Annotated in this window: 23 protein-coding genes; 10 read left to right on the top strand and 13 right to left on the bottom strand. The window is 69.1% G+C overall.

The features are described from left to right. Positions 1-2: 2 nt before the first annotated feature. Positions 3-770, bottom strand: a complete 768-nt coding sequence (locus tag CAM01S_RS00890; RefSeq protein ID WP_066514849.1) for an MIP/aquaporin family protein — start codon at positions 768-770, stop codon at positions 3-5. A 26-nt stretch (positions 771-796) separates the two neighbouring features. Further along, positions 797-1,828, bottom strand: coding sequence for an SDR family oxidoreductase (locus CAM01S_RS00885; protein ID WP_245631493.1), 1,032 nt, complete (start codon positions 1,826-1,828; stop codon positions 797-799). Between the two features lie 229 nt (positions 1,829-2,057). On the opposite strand from CAM01S_RS00885, the gene CAM01S_RS00880 reads away from it, so the two are divergent. The 6 genes from CAM01S_RS00880 (at position 2,058) to CAM01S_RS00855 (ending at position 7,743) form a co-directional block, all read left to right on the top strand. Beyond that, positions 2,058-2,675, top strand: coding sequence for a L,D-transpeptidase (locus tag CAM01S_RS00880; RefSeq protein ID WP_066514848.1), 618 nt, complete (start codon positions 2,058-2,060; stop codon positions 2,673-2,675). Positions 2,676-2,789: 114 nt separating this feature from the next. Beyond that, the gene (locus tag CAM01S_RS00875; RefSeq protein WP_066514846.1) at positions 2,790-4,241 is read left to right on the top strand and encodes an efflux RND transporter periplasmic adaptor subunit; all 1,452 of its coding nucleotides are present in this window, start codon (positions 2,790-2,792) and stop codon (positions 4,239-4,241) included. Beyond that, positions 4,238-4,996, top strand: coding sequence for an ABC transporter ATP-binding protein (locus tag CAM01S_RS00870; RefSeq protein WP_083527596.1), 759 nt, complete (start codon positions 4,238-4,240; stop codon positions 4,994-4,996). The genes CAM01S_RS00875 and CAM01S_RS00870 overlap by 4 nt, the downstream gene beginning before the upstream one ends. Next, a complete protein-coding gene (locus CAM01S_RS00865) occupies positions 4,983-6,185 on the top strand; it encodes an ABC transporter permease (protein WP_066514844.1) in 1,203 nt (400 codons plus the stop codon). Before CAM01S_RS00870 ends, CAM01S_RS00865 begins: the two co-directional genes overlap by 14 nt. 48 nt (positions 6,186-6,233) lie before the next feature. Continuing rightward, positions 6,234-6,824 (top strand): DUF5666 domain-containing protein, encoded by a 591-nt coding sequence (locus CAM01S_RS14480; RefSeq protein ID WP_066514834.1) that lies wholly within the window; start codon positions 6,234-6,236, stop codon positions 6,822-6,824. 19 nt (positions 6,825-6,843) lie between these two features. Next, positions 6,844-7,743, top strand: coding sequence for a LysR family transcriptional regulator (locus CAM01S_RS00855; protein ID WP_066514830.1), 900 nt, complete (start codon positions 6,844-6,846; stop codon positions 7,741-7,743). Between the two features lie 45 nt (positions 7,744-7,788). Here CAM01S_RS00855 and CAM01S_RS00850 read toward each other — a convergent pair whose 3' ends face one another. Further along, a complete protein-coding gene (locus CAM01S_RS00850) occupies positions 7,789-8,859 on the bottom strand; it encodes a YeiH family protein (protein ID WP_066514827.1) in 1,071 nt (356 codons plus the stop codon). Positions 8,860-8,939: 80 nt separating this feature from the next. Further along, positions 8,940-9,719, bottom strand: coding sequence for an SDR family NAD(P)-dependent oxidoreductase (locus tag CAM01S_RS00845; protein ID WP_066514823.1), 780 nt, complete (start codon positions 9,717-9,719; stop codon positions 8,940-8,942). A 36-nt stretch (positions 9,720-9,755) separates the two neighbouring features. Between CAM01S_RS00845 and CAM01S_RS00840 the strand changes: the two genes are divergently transcribed. Then, complete coding sequence (locus CAM01S_RS00840) at positions 9,756-10,475, top strand: SDR family oxidoreductase (RefSeq protein ID WP_066514816.1); 720 nt, start codon at positions 9,756-9,758, stop codon at positions 10,473-10,475. A 26-nt stretch (positions 10,476-10,501) separates the two neighbouring features. Next, entirely contained in the window at positions 10,502-11,218 is a 717-nt protein-coding gene (locus CAM01S_RS00835) for a FadR/GntR family transcriptional regulator (RefSeq protein ID WP_157071330.1), read from the top strand. A 15-nt stretch (positions 11,219-11,233) separates the two neighbouring features. Here CAM01S_RS00835 and CAM01S_RS00830 read toward each other — a convergent pair whose 3' ends face one another. The 4 genes from CAM01S_RS00830 to CAM01S_RS00815 form a co-directional block, all read right to left on the bottom strand. Continuing rightward, the gene (locus CAM01S_RS00830) at positions 11,234-11,962 is read right to left on the bottom strand and encodes a hypothetical protein (RefSeq protein ID WP_066514803.1); all 729 of its coding nucleotides are present in this window, start codon (positions 11,960-11,962) and stop codon (positions 11,234-11,236) included. Positions 11,963-12,042: 80 nt separating this feature from the next. Beyond that, positions 12,043-12,612, bottom strand: coding sequence for a cysteine hydrolase family protein (locus CAM01S_RS00825; protein ID WP_066514794.1), 570 nt, complete (start codon positions 12,610-12,612; stop codon positions 12,043-12,045). Then, positions 12,609-14,393 (bottom strand): MFS transporter, encoded by a 1,785-nt coding sequence (locus CAM01S_RS00820; protein ID WP_245631492.1) that lies wholly within the window; start codon positions 14,391-14,393, stop codon positions 12,609-12,611. The genes CAM01S_RS00825 and CAM01S_RS00820 overlap by 4 nt, the downstream gene beginning before the upstream one ends. Then, a complete protein-coding gene (locus tag CAM01S_RS00815; protein ID WP_169795797.1) occupies positions 14,390-14,827 on the bottom strand; it encodes a MarR family winged helix-turn-helix transcriptional regulator in 438 nt (145 codons plus the stop codon). Before CAM01S_RS00815 ends, CAM01S_RS00820 begins: the two co-directional genes overlap by 4 nt. Positions 14,828-15,035: 208 nt before the next feature. On the opposite strand from CAM01S_RS00815, the gene CAM01S_RS00810 reads away from it, so the two are divergent. Together CAM01S_RS00810 and CAM01S_RS00805 are read left to right on the top strand one after the other, a co-directional pair. Beyond that, a complete protein-coding gene (locus CAM01S_RS00810; protein WP_066514785.1) occupies positions 15,036-15,554 on the top strand; it encodes a hemerythrin domain-containing protein in 519 nt (172 codons plus the stop codon). 36 nt (positions 15,555-15,590) lie between these two features. Further along, a complete protein-coding gene (locus CAM01S_RS00805) occupies positions 15,591-16,493 on the top strand; it encodes an MIP/aquaporin family protein (protein ID WP_066514778.1) in 903 nt (300 codons plus the stop codon). A gap of 88 nt (positions 16,494-16,581) precedes the next feature. On the opposite strand, the gene CAM01S_RS00800 is transcribed toward CAM01S_RS00805, so the two are convergent. The 5 genes from CAM01S_RS00800 to CAM01S_RS00780 all read right to left on the bottom strand — a co-directional run bounded on the left by CAM01S_RS00800 (position 16,582) and on the right by CAM01S_RS00780 (position 22,211). Then, complete coding sequence (locus CAM01S_RS00800; protein WP_066514762.1) at positions 16,582-17,937, bottom strand: sensor histidine kinase; 1,356 nt, start codon at positions 17,935-17,937, stop codon at positions 16,582-16,584. Next, positions 17,934-18,620, bottom strand: coding sequence for a response regulator transcription factor (locus CAM01S_RS00795; protein ID WP_066514752.1), 687 nt, complete (start codon positions 18,618-18,620; stop codon positions 17,934-17,936). The genes CAM01S_RS00800 and CAM01S_RS00795 overlap by 4 nt, the downstream gene beginning before the upstream one ends. 265 nt (positions 18,621-18,885) lie before the next feature. Further along, positions 18,886-20,154: a sugar ABC transporter permease gene (locus CAM01S_RS00790; protein WP_066514738.1), complete on the bottom strand. Its 1,269-nt coding sequence runs from the start codon at positions 20,152-20,154 to the stop codon at positions 18,886-18,888. Continuing rightward, positions 20,151-21,002 (bottom strand): ATP-binding cassette domain-containing protein, encoded by an 852-nt coding sequence (locus CAM01S_RS00785; RefSeq protein ID WP_066514736.1) that lies wholly within the window; start codon positions 21,000-21,002, stop codon positions 20,151-20,153. The genes CAM01S_RS00790 and CAM01S_RS00785 overlap by 4 nt, the downstream gene beginning before the upstream one ends. Positions 21,003-21,083: 81 nt before the next feature. Further along, the gene (locus CAM01S_RS00780; protein WP_066514734.1) at positions 21,084-22,211 is read right to left on the bottom strand and encodes a sugar ABC transporter substrate-binding protein; all 1,128 of its coding nucleotides are present in this window, start codon (positions 22,209-22,211) and stop codon (positions 21,084-21,086) included. Positions 22,212-22,273: the final 62 nt, after the last annotated feature.

Below are 22,273 nucleotides of genomic sequence, written 5' to 3'. Positions count from 1 at the left end.
GGTCAGAGCGATCCGCCGGCGGCTCGTTCCGCCGCCGCATCCGCTCCGCCCGGACCGCGGAGGATCCTCGCCGCACCGACCGCGAGGATCGCACCCGCCATCGGGCCGACCGCGTAGACCCAGAAGAACTGCAGATCACCGCCGAGGAGCCCTGGACCGAAGCTCCGCGCCGGATTCATCGAAGCACCGCTGACCGGGCCGCCCCAGAGCCCGGCCAGGGCGATGTACGAACCGGCGGCGACGGCGGCCAACGGCCCGATGTTCTGCGCGCCCGACGCCGCACCCAGAACGACGCTCACGAGACCGAACGTGACGATGACCTCCACGGCGAGCGCCTGAACGGACGAGAAGCCCGGGCCCGGGCGAGTCGCGCCAAGGCCTCCCTGGAGGCCGACGACGAGCCCGACGGTGACGGACGCAAGGATCGAGCCGACGAACTGTGCGATGACGTAGCCGGGGACGCGACTCCACGGAAAGTCGCGGCGCAGCGCGAACGCGACCGTCACCGCTGGGTTCAGGTGAGCACCCGACACGGTGCCCATCGACAGGATGATCGCGGTGACCATGAGCGCCGGTGCTGTGACCTCCGCGCCGACGCCGATGACGCCGTGCACGCGATGGTCGACCGCACCGGCACCGACGGCGGTCACGACGAGGAGATACGTTCCGAGCAGTTCCGCGAAGAGGCGCCGGAACTCATGCTGCGGGTTCCAGAAGTCGCGTACCTCCGCGCGCTGGTGCGCCGAGAGCGCGAGGTGCTCGACCTGCATGCGAGCACCTCGCTTCCGCGCTCAGGTCAGTTGCGTGCCGATCGAGCTCCCGCCGTGGCGAAGGCTGCAAGCGCTGCGCCGGATGCCGCGAGCGCTGCGGCGAGCCGACGATGCGAGACGATCCAAGTCTGCACCGAATGCGCCTTCGCGCGGTTGTCGAAGATGCCGTGCGCACCCTGGTCGCCGGGGACCGGCTTGTACAGGTTGTTCGGCAGCATCGCCTGGTGCTTGTCGGGCGCTTGCTGCCCCGAGTACCCGCTTCGAGCGAGGTACCAGTCGGCGACGCGCCCTTGGAGACGCGTCCCGACGATCGTCATGACCGTCGAAGAGCCGACCCATGTCCGACGGCGCGGGTGTTCCGCGACGGTCGCGACGACCCGGGCTCCGACCTCCGGCTGGTAGATCGGCGGGACCGGCTGCGGGTGGTGCGGCAGCTTCGATTTCACCCAGTTGAACTGGATCGTGTTCAGCGCCGGCATCTCGACGCGGGACAGCTTCACCGCGCTCTTGTCATGCAACAGCTCAGTGAGCACGGAGTCGGAGAAGCCCTCGATCGCGTGCTTCGACGCGCAGTACGCCGACTGCAGCGGAATTCCGCGATACCCGAGTGCCGAACCGACCTGGATCACGTGCCCGTGGTTCCGTGGCTTCATCCGCTTGAGGGCGGCTCGCGTGCCGTTCACTTGGCCGAAGAAGGTCACGTCGACCGCCCGTCGGAAGTCGTCGGGATCGGTGTTCAAGAACTCGCTGAACGCGCCGACCATCGCGTTGTTCACCCAGAGGACGATTGGACCGAGCTCCTGCTCCACGCGGTCGGCGGCCGCCTCGACGGCCTCGTTGTCGGCGACGTCGGTCGGGACACCGAGCCCGCGGCGCCCGATGCGCTCGACGTCCTGGACGGTCCCGCGGAGTCCGTCTTCGCCGCGAGCGAGCACGGCGACATCCCACCCCCGCTCGGCGAGTTCACGAACGATGGCGCGCCCGAGACCGGCAGTTCCGCCCGTCACGACCGCGACGCCTCTGCTGGCGCCTGGCTTCATCTGCGTTGCACTGCTCATATGCATGGTTGTAGGCCTGCAAGTCTCAACGCCGATTCAGGTTCGTGCGCCGAGCGCGAGCGGGCGGTTCTTGGTTCTGGTTCGTGCGCCGAGCGCGAGCGGGCGGTTCTTGGCCGTTCCTTTCGAAGGTGCTCCATAGACTTGGGCAAGGCGGCACCGAACATCGTGTGATTGCCGAAGTCGTGGGGAGCGAGCGATGGGTCGAATGGGTCCGACTGGGAAACGAACGATGCTGGTTGCGGCGGGCGCACTGGTGCTCGCCGCGCTTGCCGGGTGCAGTGCCAGCGCTCCGGCCCACACCGTCGCGGCGCCGAAGGCGTCTCCCGCGGCCGCTGCGCCCAGCGCACCATCGACGCCGGCGCTCTCCGCCCCGGCCGAGTCGGCGACGCCGACTGCCACACCGTCTCCGACCGTGGACGCGGCCGCCGCGGAATGCGCGACCACGCCGGCTGGCGAGAAGCACATCTACGTGAGCATCAGCCAACAGCATCTCTGGGCCTGCTTCGGGCCGACGTTGTTCACGAACGCACCGGTGACAACAGGAGCTTCGGCGCTGACGAACGTGCACTACGCCACCCCCATCGGGACGTCCCGCATCACCGGCAAGAGTCAGAACGTCGTGCTCGCCGGGCGTGACATCCGGGGGCCGTGGAACGACCCCGTGCACTACTGGATGCCGTTCGACGGCGGCATCGGCTTCCACGACGCTCCGTGGCAGAAGTTCCCCCTCGGCAGCCCGCTCTACACCACGCAGGGCTCGCACGGCTGCGTGCACACGCCGCTCGACGTTGTGGCGGCCCTCTACAACTGGGCGCCGATCGGCACACTGGTCACCGTTCAGGCATAGTCACTCCTGGCCCCTTCGGCGGGCGGGGTATGCGCCACGAACCCTCAGCCGCATACGGCTAATTCTTAGGAATGCCATAGGCGACTGCGAGCGGACGGCCACACGCTCCGACGCATGAACAACAAGCAGCGGACGTGGGCCATCGTCGGCCTGAGTGCCGCGGTCGTCCTCATCGGCGGCGGCGTTGCCGCGGTGCTGGTCCTTCCTGTCGGTTCGGGATCGTCCGCACAGGGGGCACAGCTCACTGGGACGATCCAGCAGGGCACTGTGACGAAGTCGGTCAGCGCGACCGGCACGCTGGAACCCGTGTCCGAGACGGCCGTCGGGTTCACCGTCGCAGGCACCATCGCGAGCCTCAACGTGCAACTCGGGCAGACCGTGCAGGTGGGGAACACGCTCGCCACGCTGGACCCGTCAAGCCTGCAGCGCACCCTGACCGACGCGCAAGCGACGCTCGCCGCGGACCAGACCGCGCTTGCCGATGCTGAGACGGCCCTGTCGAGCGTGCAGGCGAGTGCGGCGGCAGCGTCGACTCCGACGACCGCGGCGTCGACGAGCAGTGGCGGCAAGTCCGGCAGCACTGCGACGACGAGCAGCACCACCGGAGGGACCAGCGGCTCCGGTGCGAGCAGTGCGCAGAGCGTCGCGCAAGCGCAAGCGTCCGTGTTGTCCGACGAGCAGAAGGTCACGAGCGACGAGACCACGGTTGCGAACGCGCAGGACGCTGTGTCCGCCGCAACGCTCACCGCCCCGACAGCGGGTGAGGTGGTGGCGATCGGCGGGAGTGTCGGTCAGAACGTGTCCGGCGTCGGCACGAGCGCCGTCAGCACGAGTGGCACCGGCTCGAGCGGCGGTTCCGGGAGCGGCTCGGCGAGCGGCGGCTCCGGAAGTGCCAGTAGCGGTGGGTCGAGTGCGGTGGTGACCATTGCGAACACCGCGCAGGACACGGTCACGACGTCAGTCCCCGAATCCGAGGTCGGCTCCCTGACGGTCGGGCAGGCCGCAACCGTGACATTTCCGGCAGCGACCGGCCAGACCGCCAGCGCCAAGGTGACGGCGATCGCGCCGGTGGGAACATCGTCGAACGGCATCGTGGACTTCCCGGTGACGGTGACGCTGAACAGCGTGCCGTCGGGAGTTCGCTACGGCGAGACAGCGGACGTGTCCGTCGTGACCCAGACCTCCTCGGCGAACGCGCTGTACGTTCCCGCCGCTGCGATCCACACCAGCAACGGCAGCAGCTATGTCGAGGTCGTCGACGCAAGCGGCACCATCAAAGACGTCGCGGTGACGGTGGGTCTCGCCGGTGACGCTGGAACGCAGATCAGCGGCAGTTCGCTGAGCGCCGGCCAGACGATCTCGCTCGGTACCGTCGCGAGCACCACCACGGGGACGACCGGGACAACCGGCCTCGGCGGACGGGGCGGCGGCTTCGGCGGAGGCGGCGGCGGCTTCGGCGGAGGCGGCGGCGGCTTCGGCGGCGGGGGCGGCCGCGGTGGCGGGACGGGCGGCTCCGGCTCCGGCACAGGCGGAACAGGCGGCTCCGGCACAGGGAGCGCGGGATGAGCGTCGTCCCGGCATCACCGTCCGCCCTCGGCACGAGGCCAGCGTCAGTGTCCGAGGCGCCGGCGATCGAATTGACCGGTGTGCACCAGGTCTACGGTTCGGGTGACGGCACCGTGCACGCGCTGCGCGGTATCGATCTCGAGGTTCCGGCGGGCCAGTACGTGGCGGTGATGGGGCCGTCGGGCTCGGGCAAGTCGACGCTCATGAACATCCTCGGCTGCCTCGACATCCCGTCCCACGGCACCTACCGCCTCGGTGGAACGGACGTCGGCGCCCTCGGCGACGATGACCTCGCGCGCATCCGGAACCGATCCCTGGGCTTCGTGTTCCAGTCGTTCAACCTGATTCAACGGATGACCGCGGTCTCGAACGTCTCGCTGCCCATGGCGTACGCGGCGGTGCCCCGCGCGGAGCGCATCGAGCGCGCGCTGGCCGCGCTGGCGCGCGTCGGTCTCCACGACCGCGCCGACCATGTGCCGCAAGCGCTCTCGGGCGGTCAGCAGCAGCGGGTCGCGATCGCCCGCGCGCTGGTGATGGAACCGACCGTGGTCTTGGCCGACGAGCCGACCGGCAACCTCGACTCGACCTCGACGGGCGAGGTGCTCGACCTCCTCGACTCGCTCGCCGACGAGGGGCGCACCATCGTCGTCATCACGCATGAGGATGACGTCGCGGCTCGCGCGGGTCGCGTGCTCACGATCGCCGACGGACAGATCACCACGGACACGATGGAGGCGCGCCATGCGTCCCATTGAGGTCCTCGCGAGCGCGCTCCAAGGCGTCACGACGAACAAGCTCCGGTCCGTGCTGACGCTGCTCGGGGTGATGATCGGCGTGGCCGCCGTGATCCTCCTCCTCGCCGTCGGCAACGGCTCAGCGCGTCAGGTCGCGAGCGCTATCGACGCGCTCGGCACGAACACGCTGACCGTGCGGCCGCAGTCCGCAGGCACCGGATTCGGGTCGGCGTCCACGGCCTCCGCGACACGGCCATTGACCGTGCCGGTCACCACCGCCCTGGCCCACGCCGGCCTCGGCGACGTCGCATCGGTGGTGCCCGAGGTCACCGCGAGCGAGACGATCGCGGCGGGAAGCGCCTCCGAGACCGGTATCCAAGTGATCGGGACGACGAACGCGTACTTCTCGGTCAGCACCGCGAAGGTCGCCAGCGGGAGCGGCCTACCGGCCAGTAATGCGCGGGACGCTGTCGTCGGTCTGACCCTGGCGCAGGAGCTCTTCCCCGGGTCGTCGCCGATCGGACAGCAGATCAGCGTCGGCGGAGTCCCATTCACCATCGTCGGCGAGCTTGCCGAGCAGTCGACGATCGGGTTCCAGGACCCCAACAGTGAGCTGATCGCGCCGATTGCGGCCGTGCAGGACGACTTCTCCGGCTACGGTCAGGTCTCCGGAGTCCTCGTGGCCGCGCGCTCCGCTGCCGCGGTTCCGGCCGCCGAGGGCGAGGTGACCATCGAGCTCAATCAGCTGCTCGGTGCGACCACCGCGGATCAGCCCTTCACCGTGAACAGCCCGAGCTCGTTGCTGCAGACGCGCGCTGCGAGTGCGCAGAGCTTCACCGTGCTGCTCGCGGCGGTCGCGGCGATCAGCCTCCTCGTCGGGGGCATCGGGGTCACCAACGTCATGCTCGTGACCGTCACCGAGCGCACCCGCGAGATCGGGATCCGAAAGGCGATCGGCGCAACCCGCGGTGCGGTGCTCGGGCAGTTCCTCGCCGAGGCTGCGACGCTCACGCTCGCAGGCGGGGTGCTCGGTGTCGTCGCAGCTGTGATCGGTGCGCAGTTTCCGATCGACGGCACGACACCGGTCCTCGTGCTCTCGAGCATCCCGCTCGCGCTCGGCGTGTCCGTCGCGATCGGCATCTTCTTCGGCGTGTATCCCGCGGCCCGCGCCGCACGGATGCGGCCCATTCAGGCGCTCCGGGTCGTCTGAGACCGCGAGCGCTCCCTCTCCGATCGTCACGTCAGCAAAGGAATCACCGTGTCCGACTCACTCCCCTACAACCAGCCCCCGGCCGACCCGAACTGGCAGCCCTCCGCGCACGTTCCCCCACCAGCACCCGCACCGGCGCGGAAGTCGCCACTGCGGTGGATCATCCCGGCGCTCATCGCGCTCGTCGCACTCGGCGTCGGACTGCTCGGCGGCATCCTCATCGGCAAAGCGACCGCGACGCACGCGCGAGGGTTCGCGAACGGTCGCGCCTTCGGCGGCTTCCAGGGAGGCGTCGCAGGAGGAGCGGGTGGCGCCGGCGGCGGAGGCGGGGCCGGGGGCGCCGGCGGGGCGGCCGGCTTCGGCGGGGTCACCGCGGGGACGATCGACTCGGTGTCCGGGTCGACGATCACCATCACGACCGCGTCGGGCACGAAGGTGACCGTGACGGTGCCGTCGAGTGCGACGGTCACCAAGACGGTGCCGAGCTCGACGTCGAAGCTGCAGGCCGGCGAGCGGGTCACCGTCGTCGGACAATCGGGCAGCAACGGCTCCATCACCGCGCGCATCGTGTCCGAGGGTGCTGCGGGTATCCGCGGGCTTCGTCCGGGCGGCGCCGCCACCGCGAACCCGAACGGCTGATGTGATCTAGGGTTCGAGCATGCCCGAACTCGACCTGGACGCGATGCGCATCCTGGTCACCGTGGTCGAGACGGGCAGCGCCGCTGCGACGGCTGCGCGCCTCCACATTTCGCCGCAGGCCGTCTCGGCTCGCGTCCAGCGGATGGAGGGGCAGCTGGAACGAGCGCTGTTCGTCCGCTCGACGACGGGCATGCAGCCCACGGAAGCGGGTGTCCTCATCGCGGAATGGGCGGCAGAGGTCCTCACCGCGGACCACACGTTTCGCGATCGCCTCTCCACACTGACGGAACGGCCGCATTCGCGCGTTCGCGTGGCGGCGAGCCTGACCATCGCCGAGCACCTGATGCCGTCCTGGGTCGTCAGGCTCGCCGCCGAACACGACGCGGACATCGATCTGGCCGTCGCGAACTCCGAGGAAGTGGTCGATCGGCTCCGTGACGGGGACATCGACCTCGGGTTCATCGAAACCGTCGACGTGCCGCACGATCTGCATCGGCGCACGATCGCACGCGACGAGCTCATCCTCGTCGCGAGTCCGGCGCATCCGATCGCGCAGCGCGCTTCGGTCACGCTGAGTGAGCTCGCCCGCACACCGCTCGTCACGCGGGAGTCCGGAAGCGGCACCCGCTCGTCGTTCGAGCGACTGTGCGCCGAACACGGATACACCGCACTCGCGTCGCCCGAGGCCGTGGTTCCGACATCAGCGGGTGTTCGGGCGGCCGCGATCGCCGGAGTCGCTCCCGCCGTGCTGTCAGCCCTCGCTGTGCGAGACGACCTCGCGCTCGGGCGGCTCGTCCACGTGACCATCACCGACGCGCGGCTCGTGCGACCCTTGACCGCGGTTTGGCGGCAGCCGTTCGCGAAGGGCAGTTCGAGCGACCGTCTGCTCGACGTGGCGCAGAGCACGACGCCCCGCTGAGCGAAGCCCGAGGGGCCGCCCGAACACGGCGAGTTCCGCGCGGACTCAGAGCGTCCCGAGGAGCGCCTGCACCCCGAGGCTCGTCGCGGCGACGATCGCCCAGAGGCTGACGCCGAGGATGAGGGGACGGACGCCTGCGCGACGAATCGCGGCAACGTCGGTGCTCAGGCCGATCGCGGCGAGCGCCGTCGTGATGAAGAACGTGGCGATGAACGCGAGCGACGGAGCCGCGGCCGCCGGGACGACGCCGACGGTGCGCGCGAGCACGACGACGAGGAAACCGACGAGGAACCACGGGACAAGGCGCGTCAGCCGGATGCGTGGGCGGGAGGCGCGCGGCTGGTCCGTCGTGCGTGTCGCGTGACGTGCCTCCAGACCGGCGAGACCGAGGACGATCGGGATGATCATGAGGGTCCGCACGAGCTTGACGACGACCGCGGTGTTCGTCGCCTGCGCACCGTAGACGGTCGCCGTCGCGACGACGGAGGAGGTGTCGTTGACCGCGGTACCGGCGAAGATGCCGAACGCGTGCTGACTCAGTCCGAGCGCGTGCCCGAGCAAGGGAAAGACGAACACTGCCGCCACGTTGCACAGGAAGATCGTGGACATGGCGTACGCGACATCGGCCCCGGCCGCATCGATCACCGGGGTCACCGCGGCGATCGCGGACGCCCCGCAGATTCCCGTCCCGACGCCGATCAGCGTTCGGAGCGTCCCGGAGACGCGGAGCAGCCTGCCGAGCAGCCACGCGCCGAGGAGGCACACGGTGAGGGTCGTCAGCATCACGGGGAGCGTCTGCCCGCCGATGCGCAGCACCTGACCGAGGGAGAGCTGTGCGCCGAGGATCACGACCGCGAGCTGCAGCACGAATCCCGAGGCGAACTTCACGCCCGGGCCGACCCGGTCGAAGGTCTGCGCAGCGGAGCGACGCATCACCGTTCCGACGATCGCCCCGATCAGCACCGCGGGAACCGGTCCACCGAGGACCGGGACGACGCGGCCGACAAGGGTCGCCACGATCGCGATCGCGAGCGCCAACGCGAGGCCCGGCAGCTTCGATGGAAGTGTCGAGCCGAGTCGGGTTCGGGTGTGCGCAGCGGTCGCGGGGGAACTCATGACTCTCAGCGTGCTCGCCGAGCGGACACAGTGAAATCACTGAATCGTTGGGAGGGCACAACCGAACGTTGATGCCCGGCTTACCGGGCCGGCGCTCCCGGAGCGCCGTATGCGCGGGCGGGGATCTGCGTCGCGAGCTTGCCGCCGGACACATCGATGAGGGCACCGGTGATGTACTGCGCCTGGTCACTGGCGAGGAACAGCACGAGATCGGCGACGTCGTCGGGCGTCTCCCACCGGCGGATCGACAGCGTGTCGAGGAGCTGCGCCTGCTCATCGAGGGGGCGTTCCGCGAATCCGTTCATGGCGCTCGGCACCATGCCGGGCGCGTACGCGTTGACGGTGACGCCCCACGGGCCGAGCTCGGATGCCAGCACCCGGGTGAACTGGACGACGGCCGCCTTCGAAGCGGCGTAGGCGGCACTGCCCACACTCGGAATGATCGCGGCGAAGGAGGCCGCGTTGATGATCCGACCGCGACGCGCTGCACGCATGATCGGTGCGACAGCCTGGCTCATCAGGAACACACCGCCGACGTTGACGTCCATGCATCGGCGCCAGGAGTCCCAGGTCAGTTCCGCGACCAGTCCGTCGACGTTGATGCCCGCGTTGTTGACGAGCGCATCGATGGTGCCGAAGCGGGACACGATGGTCTCGACGGCCGCGGCGACGGATTGCGGGTCGGTGACGTCGCGGGCGAGCCGGTACACATCGGTCGATGTCGGAGGCTCGTCATCGAACCCGAGGTCCAGCGCGACGACTCGTGCGCCGTCCGCTGCGAACCGGGCTGCGAGCACACTGCCGATGCCGCGGCCGGCCCCGGTGACGACCACGACGCGATCGGTGAGATCGATCTGCATAGTGAAAAAGCATACTATTCAGTCCGGAGGTAGGACATGGACGATCGCGTCGTGTGGATCACCGGCGGTGGCAGTGGCATGGGCGCGGCAACCGCGCGCGCGGCCGCGGCTGCAGGGTGGATCGTTGTCGTCAGCGGCAGGCGCGCAGCGGCCCTGCAGCAGGTCGTGGACGCCGTCGTCGGACAAGGCGGCCGAGCGCATGCACTCCCGCTCGACGTGAACGACGCCACCGCGGTCGCAGCGGCACACCGCGAGATCAGTCAGCGATACGGGCGCCTGGATGCGCTCGTGCTCGCCGCCGGGCTGAACGCGCCGAAGCGACGCTGGGACGATCAGACGGTGGCATCATTCCGGGCCATCGTCGACACGAACCTCACCGCCGTCGCGACGATCGTCGATGCGGCGCTCCCGTCGCTCCGAGACAGCGGCGGCACGGTGGTCGTCATCTCCTCCTATGCCGGATGGTCGTTCCAGCCGAATGCGGGCGTCGCGTACTCGGCGAGCAAGACCGCGCTCGCGTCGATCGTCCGCACTCTGAACCAGCAGGAGGCGCCGTCCGGGGTTCGCGCGACGCATCTCTGCCCGGGCGACGTGGCGACCGACTTCCTCGACCAGCGCCCGGAGGTGCCGGACGCTGCCGCTCGAGCGGTGATGCTGACGGCAGACGACATTGCAGACGCCGCGATGTTCGTGCTCGCCGCACGCCCCGGAGTGCGCATCGACGAACTGGTCATCTCCCCCGTCGCGCAACGGTGACCGCGCGCTCGACCTTCCACCGAGTCATGGACGACATCGGCGGCGCGATCGCCGACGGGCGGATCCCGCCGGGCCATGTCGACACCGTGGAGGGCTTCGAACGCCGAACGGGCGCCTCCCGAAGCATCGTTCGCGAAGCGACGCGCGTGCTCGTCGCGATCGGCATGCTCCGCGCGAGTCGGCGCGTCGGCCTGCAGGTCCTCCCGGCGAGCGAGTGGGACATGCTGGACCCGCAGGTGGTGCGATGGCGCCTCGCCGGCCCCGAACGCATGGCAGTGCTCCGCGAACTGCGGGGTCTTCGCGCGGCGATCGAACCAGAGGCCGCCGCAGCCGCCGCGGATCGTGTCGCTCTCGGCGCGTGCCCCCCTGACGCTCTGGAGGCACTGCACACCGCAGCCGACCGCCTCACCACCGCAGCCGGTACCGTCGCCCCCTTCGCCGATCGCGCGACCGGCGGCACACCGAGTGCCGCACCGAGTGCCGCATCGAGCGCCGGTCCAGCGGCGGCGCCGACGGCGTTCGTCGATGCGGACCGCGACCTGCATGCACAGGTTCTGCACCTCTCGGGGAACGCGATGTTCTTCCGACTGCACCGCGTTGTGGAGGCAGCACTCGAGGATCGAGCGAACGTTCCGCCCGCCCAGCACGACGTGGCACTCCACCGCAGGCTCGTCGATGCCGTCCTGGCCGGCGACGCGGATCGAGCGAGATCGACTATGCGGGAGATCGTCGCGAGAACGTGACGCCCGGCGCGCCGTCTACGGGCGTTGGTTCCCGCGACCCCAGGTCGTCCGGTTGATCCACCGGACGAGCACGAGCGCGACGGCGGAGCCGACTGCGGCGAGGATCACGAACTTCGTTCCACTCTCACCGCCCCACCCGTTCCAGGCGCTACTCGCCGGGAGGACGACCACGGCGCCCACGATGCCCGCGACGACGCCGATCACGTTCGTCGCGAGACGGCCGGCTCGACCCGGCACCTGCGGTGCGCCGCGGCGTGCTGCGACCTCACGTCGGAACCAGCCGAGCGCTGCGGGCGCGTAGGCGACCGCGTGGACGACGAGGCAGACCGTCCAGATGAGGAAGCTGAGCACGTGGGCGTCGAGGAGCAGGCCCGAGCCGGGGCCGACGAGCGCGAGAAGGATTCCGCTCGCAATGAGCGTAATCGTCGAGATCGCGAGCAGCGGCGCAAGCAGCCGCAGGATCGGCAGGGGCGGACCCTTCCGCACGTACGGTGCGGCCCGGGTGTAGTAGCGGAGAAACCGCCACCCGGTGCTGCCGAGCTTGACCACGATCGGGCCAGCCAGCAGCATGCCGATCACGATGTGCTCGGGCAGCAGCGTGCCGAGCGCAACGACTGTGACGAGCTCGGCCGCCGAGAGCAGCAGCACGACGAGCCCTGCGGTGGCGGTGAGACGCTCGTTGCCGAGCACGCCGAGGGCGCGTCGGATCGGGGTCGTCGCTGGGGTCGCGGCGCGGCTGGCCATAGTGATCCTTCGGGGTCGAGTCCTCGCCGGACTCTAGGAGTCACCGCGTCAGGATCTTCCAATCAGCCGCGCCGCCGCGGTCACCGCTGGTTCAGGGCCTCCAGCACCTCGTTGGTCGTCCCGATCTCGCCGAGCTTCGGGAACTGGTAGGAGACAGACGCATCGTGCGCGTCGATGCTCATGTCCGTCATGCCGTCGACGACGAACCCGACGGTGTAGCCGAGCTCGTACGCCGATCGAGCGGTCGACTCCACGCCAGAGGTTGTGGACACGCCGACGAGCAGGATCTGATCGACACCGAGCGCCTGCAGCTGCTCGTGCAGATTGGTCGACAGGAATGCACCGAGCGTCTGCTTCGTGACCCTGAGATCGGTCGGCTGCGGGTGGAGCTCGGGAACGATCGCCGTCGCCTCGGCGGGGAACGCTGCCGGGGCAGCCTGACCGGCCGCCTTACTGCGTTCGGTCCGACCGGGAGCCCGCCCGTCGACGTTGACGAGCACGACCGGCAGCCCCTTCGCGCGGAACGCGTCGGCGAGGCTCGCCGCGTTCGCGATCACCTGATCCATCGGATGGGCGCTCGGCAGTGCCACCACGGCGGCTTGCAGATCGATGACGACGAGGGCGGGCTTGGTGTCGAGTTCGATGGTCATGCGTGCTCCTTGCTGGTAGCGGGGATGGGAGGGGTATCGGACAACGCAATATCGGTCGTTGGCGCGGTGCCCTCGACCGGCGCCGCCCCGGTGCCGCGGAGTGCCGAGGTGGCCGCTGCGACCGCCGCGATCACCGCAGACACCGTGAACACCACGACGGTGCCGTCGTGGAACGGCCCCGCAATGAGGTGCGGGAAGAAGGCATGGCCGGTGAGCGCCTCCTGGGCGGCGGTCGGAAGCGCGCCGAGCGCATGGAACTGCGACAGGAGGTGCTGGATCGGGTTCACGCCGAGCATCGCGGCGAAGAGCGACGACACCGGCGGCAGCGCACCGATCTGCGCCGCGATGTCGTGCGGAACGCCGTGGGCGGCGAGCCCTGCCGTGAGCGACTGCGGCAACGATCCGGCAAGTCCGGCGATCATCAGGGAGAAGAACACGCCGATGGACAGGGAGCTTCCGGAGTTCTGGAACGTCGCCCGCATGCCGCTCGCGACGCCGCGATAGCGCGCCGGGACCGAACTCATGATCGCCGCAGAGTTCGGCGCTGAATACATGCCCATGCCGATCCCGTTCAGCGCGAGCAGGGCCGCGAACTGCCAGTAGACGAAATCGACGGGCAACAGGATGAGGCCGACGAACGACAGGCCGAAGACCAGCATGCCGGTCGTGGCGAAGGCGCGCGCGCCGAGACGGTCGGACAGCGCGCCCGAGATCGGCCCGGCGACGAGAAAGCCGCAGGTGAGCGGCAACATGAGGATCCCGGCCCACAGCGGCGTCGACGCGTAGGAGTACCCGTGCAGCGGCAACCAGATGCCCTGCAACCAGATCACCAGGACGAACTGCAAGCCGCCCTGCGCAAGGCTGCCGGCGAACCGCGTGGCGTTGCCGAACGCGAACGCCCGAATCGTGAACAGGCGAAGCTCGAACATCGGGTCCACGACGCGACGCTCGATGACGACGAACGCGGCGAGCAGGAAAACACCGAGGATCAGTCCGCCGTCGACCCACGGATCGGTCCAGCCCATGGCGTGCGTGCCGTAGGGCTGGAGCCCGAACGTGATCGCGATGAGGACGGCGGAGAGCCCTGCGGCGAACGTCGCATTGCCCCACCAGTCGATGCGGGCCGGGTGCCGCACGCCGTTGTCGCGGAGCATGAAGTACGCCCACAGGGTTCCGACGATGCCGACCGGCACGTTCACCCAGAAGACGCTCCGCCAATCCCATGCGGCAAGGACGCCACCGGCCGTGAGCCCGATGAACATGCCCGCCAGGCCCGCCACCTGATTGATACCGAGCGCGAACCCGCGCCGCTCACGCGGGAACGCGTCGGTGAGGATCGCGCCCGAGTTCGCCGTCAGCATGGATCCGCCGAAGGCCTGCAGCAGCCGCCATCCGATGAGCCACATCGCGGCCCGCGCGCCGTGCATCGGGTCGAACGAGAGCAGCACGCTCGCGGCCGTGAACACCAGGAAGCCCAGGTTGTAGACCCGCACCCGCCCGAAGATGTCGCCGAACTTGCCGACCGCGACGACCAACACCGACTGCACGAGTCGATAGCCCATGATCATCCAGAGCAGGTAGACGATGTTGGCCGGCGCCAGCGGGTCGAGCTTGATGCCCGTGAAGATCGCGGGCAACGAGATGAGGACGATCGATCCGTCGAGACTCGACATGAAGACCGCCATGGTGGTGTTCGTCAGGGCGATCCAGCGATACCGCCCGTCGGTCGGCGTTGTCCTGGAGGCTGCACGCACACCCACCGTCGGTCCCGGTGCGCTCACAGCGCTTCCGCCAGACGCTGGAGGAGCGGGGTTGCGTCCGCGAGCAGCGCGCGTTCGGCCGGCGTGAACTGATCGGTGAGCTGCGCGACGATCGCAGCGGAGCGCTGATCCCGGCGATGTTCGAGGACGGCCTGGCCGGCGTCGGTCAGCCGGAGCAATGCGCGGCGACCGTCGTCGGGGTCCTTCGCGCGGTCGATCAGGCCGCGTACGACGAGCCCGTTCACGGTCACGCTCATCGCTTGCGCCGACACGCCCTCGAGTCTCGCGAGGGCGCCGGCGGTGGTCTCCCCCGCTCGCTTGACGCGCATCAGCGCCGCTATCTCAGCGGCGCCGAGGCCGCTGGCCGCTCTCGGCTGCCGGAGTGTCGCGATGAGCTGCGTAAGGGTGCCGAGCAGCGCGCTGGCGAGCGGCTCCGGGCTGGTTGCATCGTCCATCGTCACGAGCATATTCATTCAACCCAGATTGATCAAGTTGCGTTGATGATTCGTGCGACATGGGAATAGTCGCTGGGTGAGCGCGGGGAATAGCCACTGGGTGGGCACGCTCGATGGATAGTTGTATTGATCGTCCTATCTCCCAGGTGTCCGTGGGTAGCTTGGCGCGGCGGGCATCCAAGCCCGCGCCGACTGGAAGGGACCACAAGTGGACATCACTGCTGTCATCGCCCATGACCACGAGGAGCAGCGCCGCCTGTTCGCCATTCTCGAAGAGATCGACTCCAGCGACGTCGAATCGCTGCGCGCAGTGTGGCGTCGCCTCGACATCCTGCTGGAGGCTCACGCGAAGGCCGAGGAGAAGCTCTTCTACCCGCGACTGCTGCAGTTGCAGAAGGACCTCATCGAGCCGAGCGATCCCTCCGACGAGACCGAGGACGCGATCCACGACCACAACGAGATCCGCGACACCATCGCCGACGTGAGCAAGCACGAGGTCGGGTCGGTGGAATGGCGCAAAGCGGTGCTCGAGGTGAACACGGCCAACGGCGACCACATGGCCGAGGAGGAGCGCGAGGGACTCGCCGACTTCCGCCGACACATCAGCCTCGAAGAGCGTCACCGCATGGCCGTCGAGTTCACGGTGTTCGAGCTGAACCACGCCTCCGGCATCACGCCCCACGACGAAGACCCGAAGGAATATGTGCAGGAGCACAAGGATTCCTGATCGAGCACTCGAACACGACTCGCTAGAGGTGGATGCGTGAGCGCTCGACAACTCGCCCATCCGAACGCCCCTCGGCATCCGCGCGCCGCCCACTCCGGGTGGCACTGGACCGAATGGTGGTGCGAGTTCGCGGGGACGGGGATCCTGATGCTCCTCGGCCTCTCGGCGGTGTGCTTCGACTTCGGATCCGCCTCCCCGCTCGCCGGCTGGCCGACGTCGCTTCGATTCCTGCTGACGGGCACACTCTTCGGAGGGATCGGCAGCGGCATCGCGTTGACGCCGATCGGCCGGCGGAGCGGGGCGCACCTGAATCCGATCGTCACGCTCGGGTTCTTCGGGCTCCGCAAGGTGCATTGGCACGATCTCGTCGGCTACATCGCCGGACAGGTGCTGGGTGCGATCGCCGGTACCGCCATCTTCCGGCTGCTCTGGCAGCACCAGGCGACCACCGTGTCGGACGGCGCCACACAGCCGGGCGCACATGTGCCCTGGTTCGCGGCGGTCGCGCTCGAAGCGGGGATGTCTGCCGTCTTGCTGCTCGCGATCCTCTTCATGACCAGCGGGCGCAGGACGGCCCGCTGGACGCCCCTCATCGTCTGGATCGTCGTCGCCGTGTTCGTGTGGCAGTTCGCCCGGTTCACCGGCACCAGCATGAATCCGGCCAGGAGCCTCGCCCCCGCGCTGATCGCCCCGGCACTCGCCTCGTACTGGATCTACGTTGTCGGACCGCTGCTCGGAGCGGGCATCGCACTCGGCGTGTTCGCGCTCACCCGCGACGTCGACGTGCTCACCACGAAGCTGTTCCACGACGAGCGCTACCCGACCACGATGACGAGCGCGCTGCCGGCCGCGGACCGCGACGATCATCCCGACCACCGGGAGGCCGCGCCCACATACGGCGCCGCCAGCTCGTCGCGGGGGCACCGTCAGCAGGAATGACGCCGCGCTCGCGTCATCGCCGGGGCGAATTATCGCCAGGGCACTGTCAGCACGAATGACGTCGCGCTCGCGTCATCGCCGGGCTCAGTCATCGCCAGGGCACTGTCAGCACGAATGAGCCGCCGCGCGTCGTCTCGTCGACGGTGAGCGCCGCGCCGAGACGCTCGGCCAGGCGCTTCGCGATGGACAACCCGAGACCGGTTGCCACTGGGCGCTCGCCCGCATACCGGTCTCGCAAGGCTCCTCGGACGAATACCGCAGGAAGATCACCGGGCGCGAAGCCGGGACCGTCGTCGTCGACGCGCACGACCGCCCCCTCCGGCTGCGCCACAGCGGAAAGCCGCACGGTGCCACCCTGCGGCGAGACACGGAGCGCGTTCTCGACAAGCCCATCGAGCAGTTGCCGAAGCCGATGCGGATCGGAGTGGACCGTGACGCCTCCGGGATCCGTGCGGACGTCGACCAGCGCCCCGACGGCGCGAGCACGGGCCTCCCACGCGCGCGCGGTGTCGCGGAGCACCGACGCGATATCGAACACGACCGGACTGAGCACGAAGTCGTCGGCCTCGAGGCGGGCGAGGGCCAGGAGATCGCGCACGAACCCGTCCAGACGCTCCGTCTCGGCGCTGAGGATCCCGCCCACACGCGTCGTGTCGGAGGGCGCGATCAGGCCGTCGGCGAGCGCGTCGGCATAGCCGCGGATCGCGGCGAGCGGTGTGCGGAGCTCGTGCGAGATGGAGAGCAGGAACTCGCGGCGACTGCCCTCCGCCTGGGCGAGCGCGGCGTCGAGTTCGGCGAGCGCCGCGTGGATGTCGGCGACCTCCGTCACCGCATGGGGAGGCACGGGTCGGTCTTCCAGCACACCGCGCGCGCCGCTCGCCAAGAGACCGGCGCGTTCGGCGAGCGCGGCAAGCGGCCTCGCGATCAGGCGGCCGACGAGGAGGCCAAGTCCGGCAGCGACAACGAGACCGATGCCAGCGGCCACCAGGAAGCGCCACAGCAGCGGTCCGCTGCGCAGGATCGAAACGTCTTCCACCGCGACGACCGCTCCGCCCCCAGAGACGGGCACACTGACGATGAGAAGGGTTCGCGACCCGTCCAGCACCCGCAGGTCGAGCCGCTTCGACGCGGCGATCTGCCGGAGGGCGCGCGGCGGGAGCGCGATCGCGATTCCCGAGACCCCGGCACCGGTTGCCGCTCCGCTGCGCACGCCGATCTCGAGCCGACCGCCGCTCTCCTGCTCGATGCGGGCGATCAGCCTCGACCGGCTCGGGGCCGACGCGATCGCGACGGCTTGCGCGGCCGTCCGGAGCGCAAACCGCGACTGCGCGATCGACTGCTGCCGGATGAGTTGGAATCCGACCACCGAGACAGCGAGCACCGCGATGACCGCCACCGCGACTGTCGTTGCCACGATGCGGCCCGCGAGGGTCCGCGGCATCATGCGCCCTGCGGATCAAAGGCGTAGCCGACGCCGCGGACCGTCCGGATTCCGACGTCGTCGCCGAGCTTCGCCCGCAACTGTGCGATGTGAACGTCGACGGTTCGCGTGCCCGAGTAGTCCGCAAGTCCCCACACGGCGCTGAGCAGCTGCGCACGCTCGAACACCCGTCCCGGCTCGGCGACGAGATACGCGAGCAGTGCGAACTCCGTTGCGGTGAGGTCCACCGGCCGCCCGTCGAGCAGCGCGCGTCGGCGCACCCGATCGATCTCGATGCCGCCGGCCGCGAGCACAGGGCTGGTCGGCGCTGCGGCACCCCGGCGCACCAAGCCTTTCACCCGCGCCGCGAGCTCTCGTCCCGAGAACGGCTTGGTCAGGTAGTCATCGGCGCCGAGCTCGATCCCGAGGATCCGGTCCACCTCCGCATCGCGTGCGGTGACGAACACGATCGGCGTCCAGTCGTTCTCCGCGCGAAGCGTGCGCACCACCTCGATACCGTCGAGCTGCGGCAGCCCGATGTCCACCACCGCAGCCACCGGTCGGAGCCGGCGGATGTCCGCGAGCGCCGAGATGCCGTCCCGCACCAGGTGTACGCCGAAGCCGGTATCCGACAGGTACAGCCGTTCGACGTCCGCGATCGCCCGCTCGTCCTCGGCGACCACCACGAGGCCCCGGCCGGTATCCATACCGTAATCATGCGGGGAAGCACGGGCAGCCGCACCTCCCCGTCCGGGCGCCGGACGCACCGAACAATCCCCGAACACGACAGCGACGGGCGACCTGCGCCTCCGGACCCGGACACGACGACGGCGGCCGACCCGCGCCTCCGGACCCGGACACGACGACGACGGGCGACCTGCACCTCCGGTCCCGGACACGACGACGGCGGCCGAGCCGCGCCTCCGGACCGGAATCCGAAGGGCGAATCGACCGCCGCCGTACTGTTGCTGGCTACGCCTGGCCGTGGCTCGCACGCGAGCGACGGGACAGCGAGTCCACGATCACCGCGACGAGCAGGACGGCGCCGGTGATGATGTACCGGACGTCCGCGTTCAGGTTGAGCAGCGTCAGACCGCTCGCAATGGACTGGATCACGACGATGCCGAGCAGCGCCGACCACGCGGAACCGCGGCCACCGAAGAGGCTCGTTCCACCGATCACGGCCGCCGCGATCGCGTCGAGGTTCACGTCACCCGCGCCGGCGCTCTGGCTCGCCGCGCTCAGACGGCCGGCGGCGAGGAGACCGCCGACGATCGCGAGCATCGACGTGAGCATGAACACCGTCATGTACACGAACGTGGTGTTGATACCGCTCCGTCGAGCCGCCTCGACGCTGCCGCCGACCGCGAAGATCGAGCGACCCCACCGGGTGCGCTTCAGCATGAACTGCATGAGCACAACCAGCGCGACGAAGAAGACGAACATCACACCGGTGCCGCGGTCGGTCGACAGGTACCACCCGACGACGCCGAGGACCACCGCGAGCACGACCACCTTGAGCAGCGTGACCGACAGCGCTGAGGTCGACAGGCCGGCCGCGCGACGACGGCGCGACTTCGACAGGTCGCTGAACAGGATCGCGAGCGCCGCGACCACGATCAGGGTGTAGACCGCCCACGGCGGAAGGAACCAGGTGTTCGCGAACTTCACGATCCAGCTGTTGAAGCTCAGGTTGATCGAGCCGAGCGGGCCCAGGATCCACAGCTGAACGCCGAGGAATCCGAGGAGACCCGCAAGCGTGATCACGAAGCTCGGCACACCGAAGCGTGTGAAGAGCAGACCGTAGAGTGCGCCGATCGCGGCGCCGGCGGCGATTGCGACGACGACCGCCACAATGACCGGCCAGTGCAGGTTCGTGATGCCGACGCCGAGGATCGCAGCCGCGACACCACTCACCGAACCGACCGACAGGTCGATCTCGCCGAGCAGCAGCACGAGGACGATGCCGATGGAGATCACACCGACCGGTGCGGACTGCAGCGCCAGGTTCACGAGGTTGTCCGCCGACAGGAAGTCCGGGTTGAGGATCTCGAAGATCGCCCAGATGACCACCAGACCGATGATCACCGGCAGCGAGCCGAGGTCACCGGAGCGGACCCGGCGGCCGAAGGCGGCGATCGATCCGCCGATGCCCTCGGCGCGGATGAGTCGCTCGTCCTGCAGGTCGACCGCGGCGGCCGACATCGTGTCCGTGCGGGTCTCAGGTTCGGTCCTGGTCATGACGCGTTCTCCGTCTCCTGAGCGGGGGCGCCGGCAGCGGCGGCCGTCGCCTGGTTCGATGCGCGCCGAGTCACGACGTTGTCGGTGGCGCCGGTGATGGCGGCGATGATCTCCTCGTAGCTGACGTCGCGCACCCGGAAGATGCCGTTGTTGCGACCGAGACGGAGGACCGCCACGCGATCCGCGACCGCCTGCACGTCCGCCATGTTGTGGCTGATGAGGAGCACGCCGAGGCCGCGTTCGCGGAGGCGCTCGATGAGGTTGAGCACCTCGGCCGTCTGCGCGACACCGAGCGCGGCGGTGGGCTCGTCGAGGATCACGATGCGGGGCTCGCCGATCAGCGATCGGGCGATCGCGACGGTCTGGCGCTGACCACCCGACAGCGATGCGATGGCGATCCGGACCGAGGGAATTCGAGCCGACAGCTGGCGCAGGAGCTCCCACGACCGCTGTTCCATCTCTTCCTCGTTCAGCACGCCGCCCGCGACGACCTCGCGACCGAGGAACAGGTTCGATACGACATCCAGGTTGTCGCAGAGCGCGAGGTCCTGGAACACGGTCGCGATGCCGAGCTGCTGGGACTCGGTCGGCGACTCGATGCGCACCGTCCGGCCTTCGAATTGGATCGTCCCGCTGTCGTGCGGGTGCACACCGGCGAGGACCTTGACGAGGGTCGACTTGCCCGCGCCGTTGTCGCCGACGAGTGCGACGACCTCACCCGGGTAGACGTCGAGGCTGACGTCGGTGAGCGCTTGGACCGCACCAAACCCCTTCGAGATGCCCTGGAGGGACAGCACGGGTTCGCGGTCGAGGACCGGGGTTGCCGTATCGGCGGCTTCCAAAGTCACGGTTTCTCCTTCGGTTCGAACGACGCGAGCCGGTCCGGTCGGCCCAAGATGCTGGGCCGACCGGACCGGTTGCGAGGTGTGCTACTTGATGCCGTACTTGGCGCAGGCGGCCGCGAAGTTCGCGGTGCAGATCTGCGCGGCGGAGTTGGCGCCGTAGAACTGGTCCTTGACCACCGTGGACTCGATGTTGTTCGCGGTCACGGCGACCGGCTGGAGCAGGAACGACGGGACGGATGCGCCACCCGCGGTCTTCACCGTGGTCGGAGCGGTGTCCTTCTTGCCCTTCGCGAGGTCGATCGCGAGCGTTGCGGCCTGGTCGGCCTCCGGCTTGATCGCCTTGTAGACGGTCATGTACTGCTTGCCGGCGAGGATGTTCTGGATACCGGTGAGCTCGGCGTCCTGACCCGTGATCGGGACCGGACCGAAGCCGGCGGCCTCTTCAGCGGCGATCGCACCACCGGCGGTGCCGTCGTTCGCGTCGTAGATGGCCTTGATCTGGCTACCGAACTTGGTGATCTGACCGGCGACCCAGTTCTGCGCCTGCGTCGGGTCCCATCCGGGAACCTGGTACTCGGCGAGGATCTTGTAGCCGCTCGTCTTCAGGACGCTGTCCGCACCCGCCTTGAACTGCGTGGCGTTGTTGTCCGTCGGTGAACCGTCGACCTGGAGGATGCCGCTACCCGCGGGAACCTTGAGGTCGTTCTTGAGGTGGTCGACGAGTGCCGTCGCCTGCAGCTGACCGACCTTCTGGTTGTCGAAGGACACGTAGTACGCCGAGTCGGGGCTGTTGACGAGACGGTCGTAGTCGATGACCGGCACGTTCTTGGCCTTCGCCTCGCTCACGATCGACGCGGCGGCCTGGCCGTCGAATGCGTCGAGGACGAGGACGCTCACGCCCTGCGTGAGCATGGACTCCGCCTGCTGCTGCTGCTTGCTCGCGTCGCCGGTGGCGTTCGCGTACAGAACCGTGCAGTTCGGGCAGAGGGACTTGACCTTGGCCTCGAAGAACGGCTTGTCAGCCGACTCGTACCGTGCGGTCACGGCGTCGGGGAGCAGGAGTCCGATCTTGGCCTTCGACGCGTCGGATGACGAGCCGCTCTTCGACGATGTCGCCGATCCTGAGCCATTCGAGCAACCGGCAAGTGCGGTTGCGGTGATGAGAACGGCGGCCGCAGCGACGGTCGCTCGTTTCAGGGTGGCAATCTTCATTGAAAAACCTCCGGGTAGCGTCCGCCATCGTTGGCGGCTCGATGACTATCGCAGGTTCAGTT

Origin of the sequence: Curtobacterium ammoniigenes NBRC 101786 (assembly GCF_001571045.1) — a bacterium.
GTDB classification, from domain to species: domain Bacteria; phylum Actinomycetota; class Actinomycetes; order Actinomycetales; family Microbacteriaceae; genus Curtobacterium; species Curtobacterium ammoniigenes.
The sequence above is the reverse complement of the archived record's forward strand: the minus strand, read 5'-3'. Positions and strand labels throughout refer to the sequence as shown.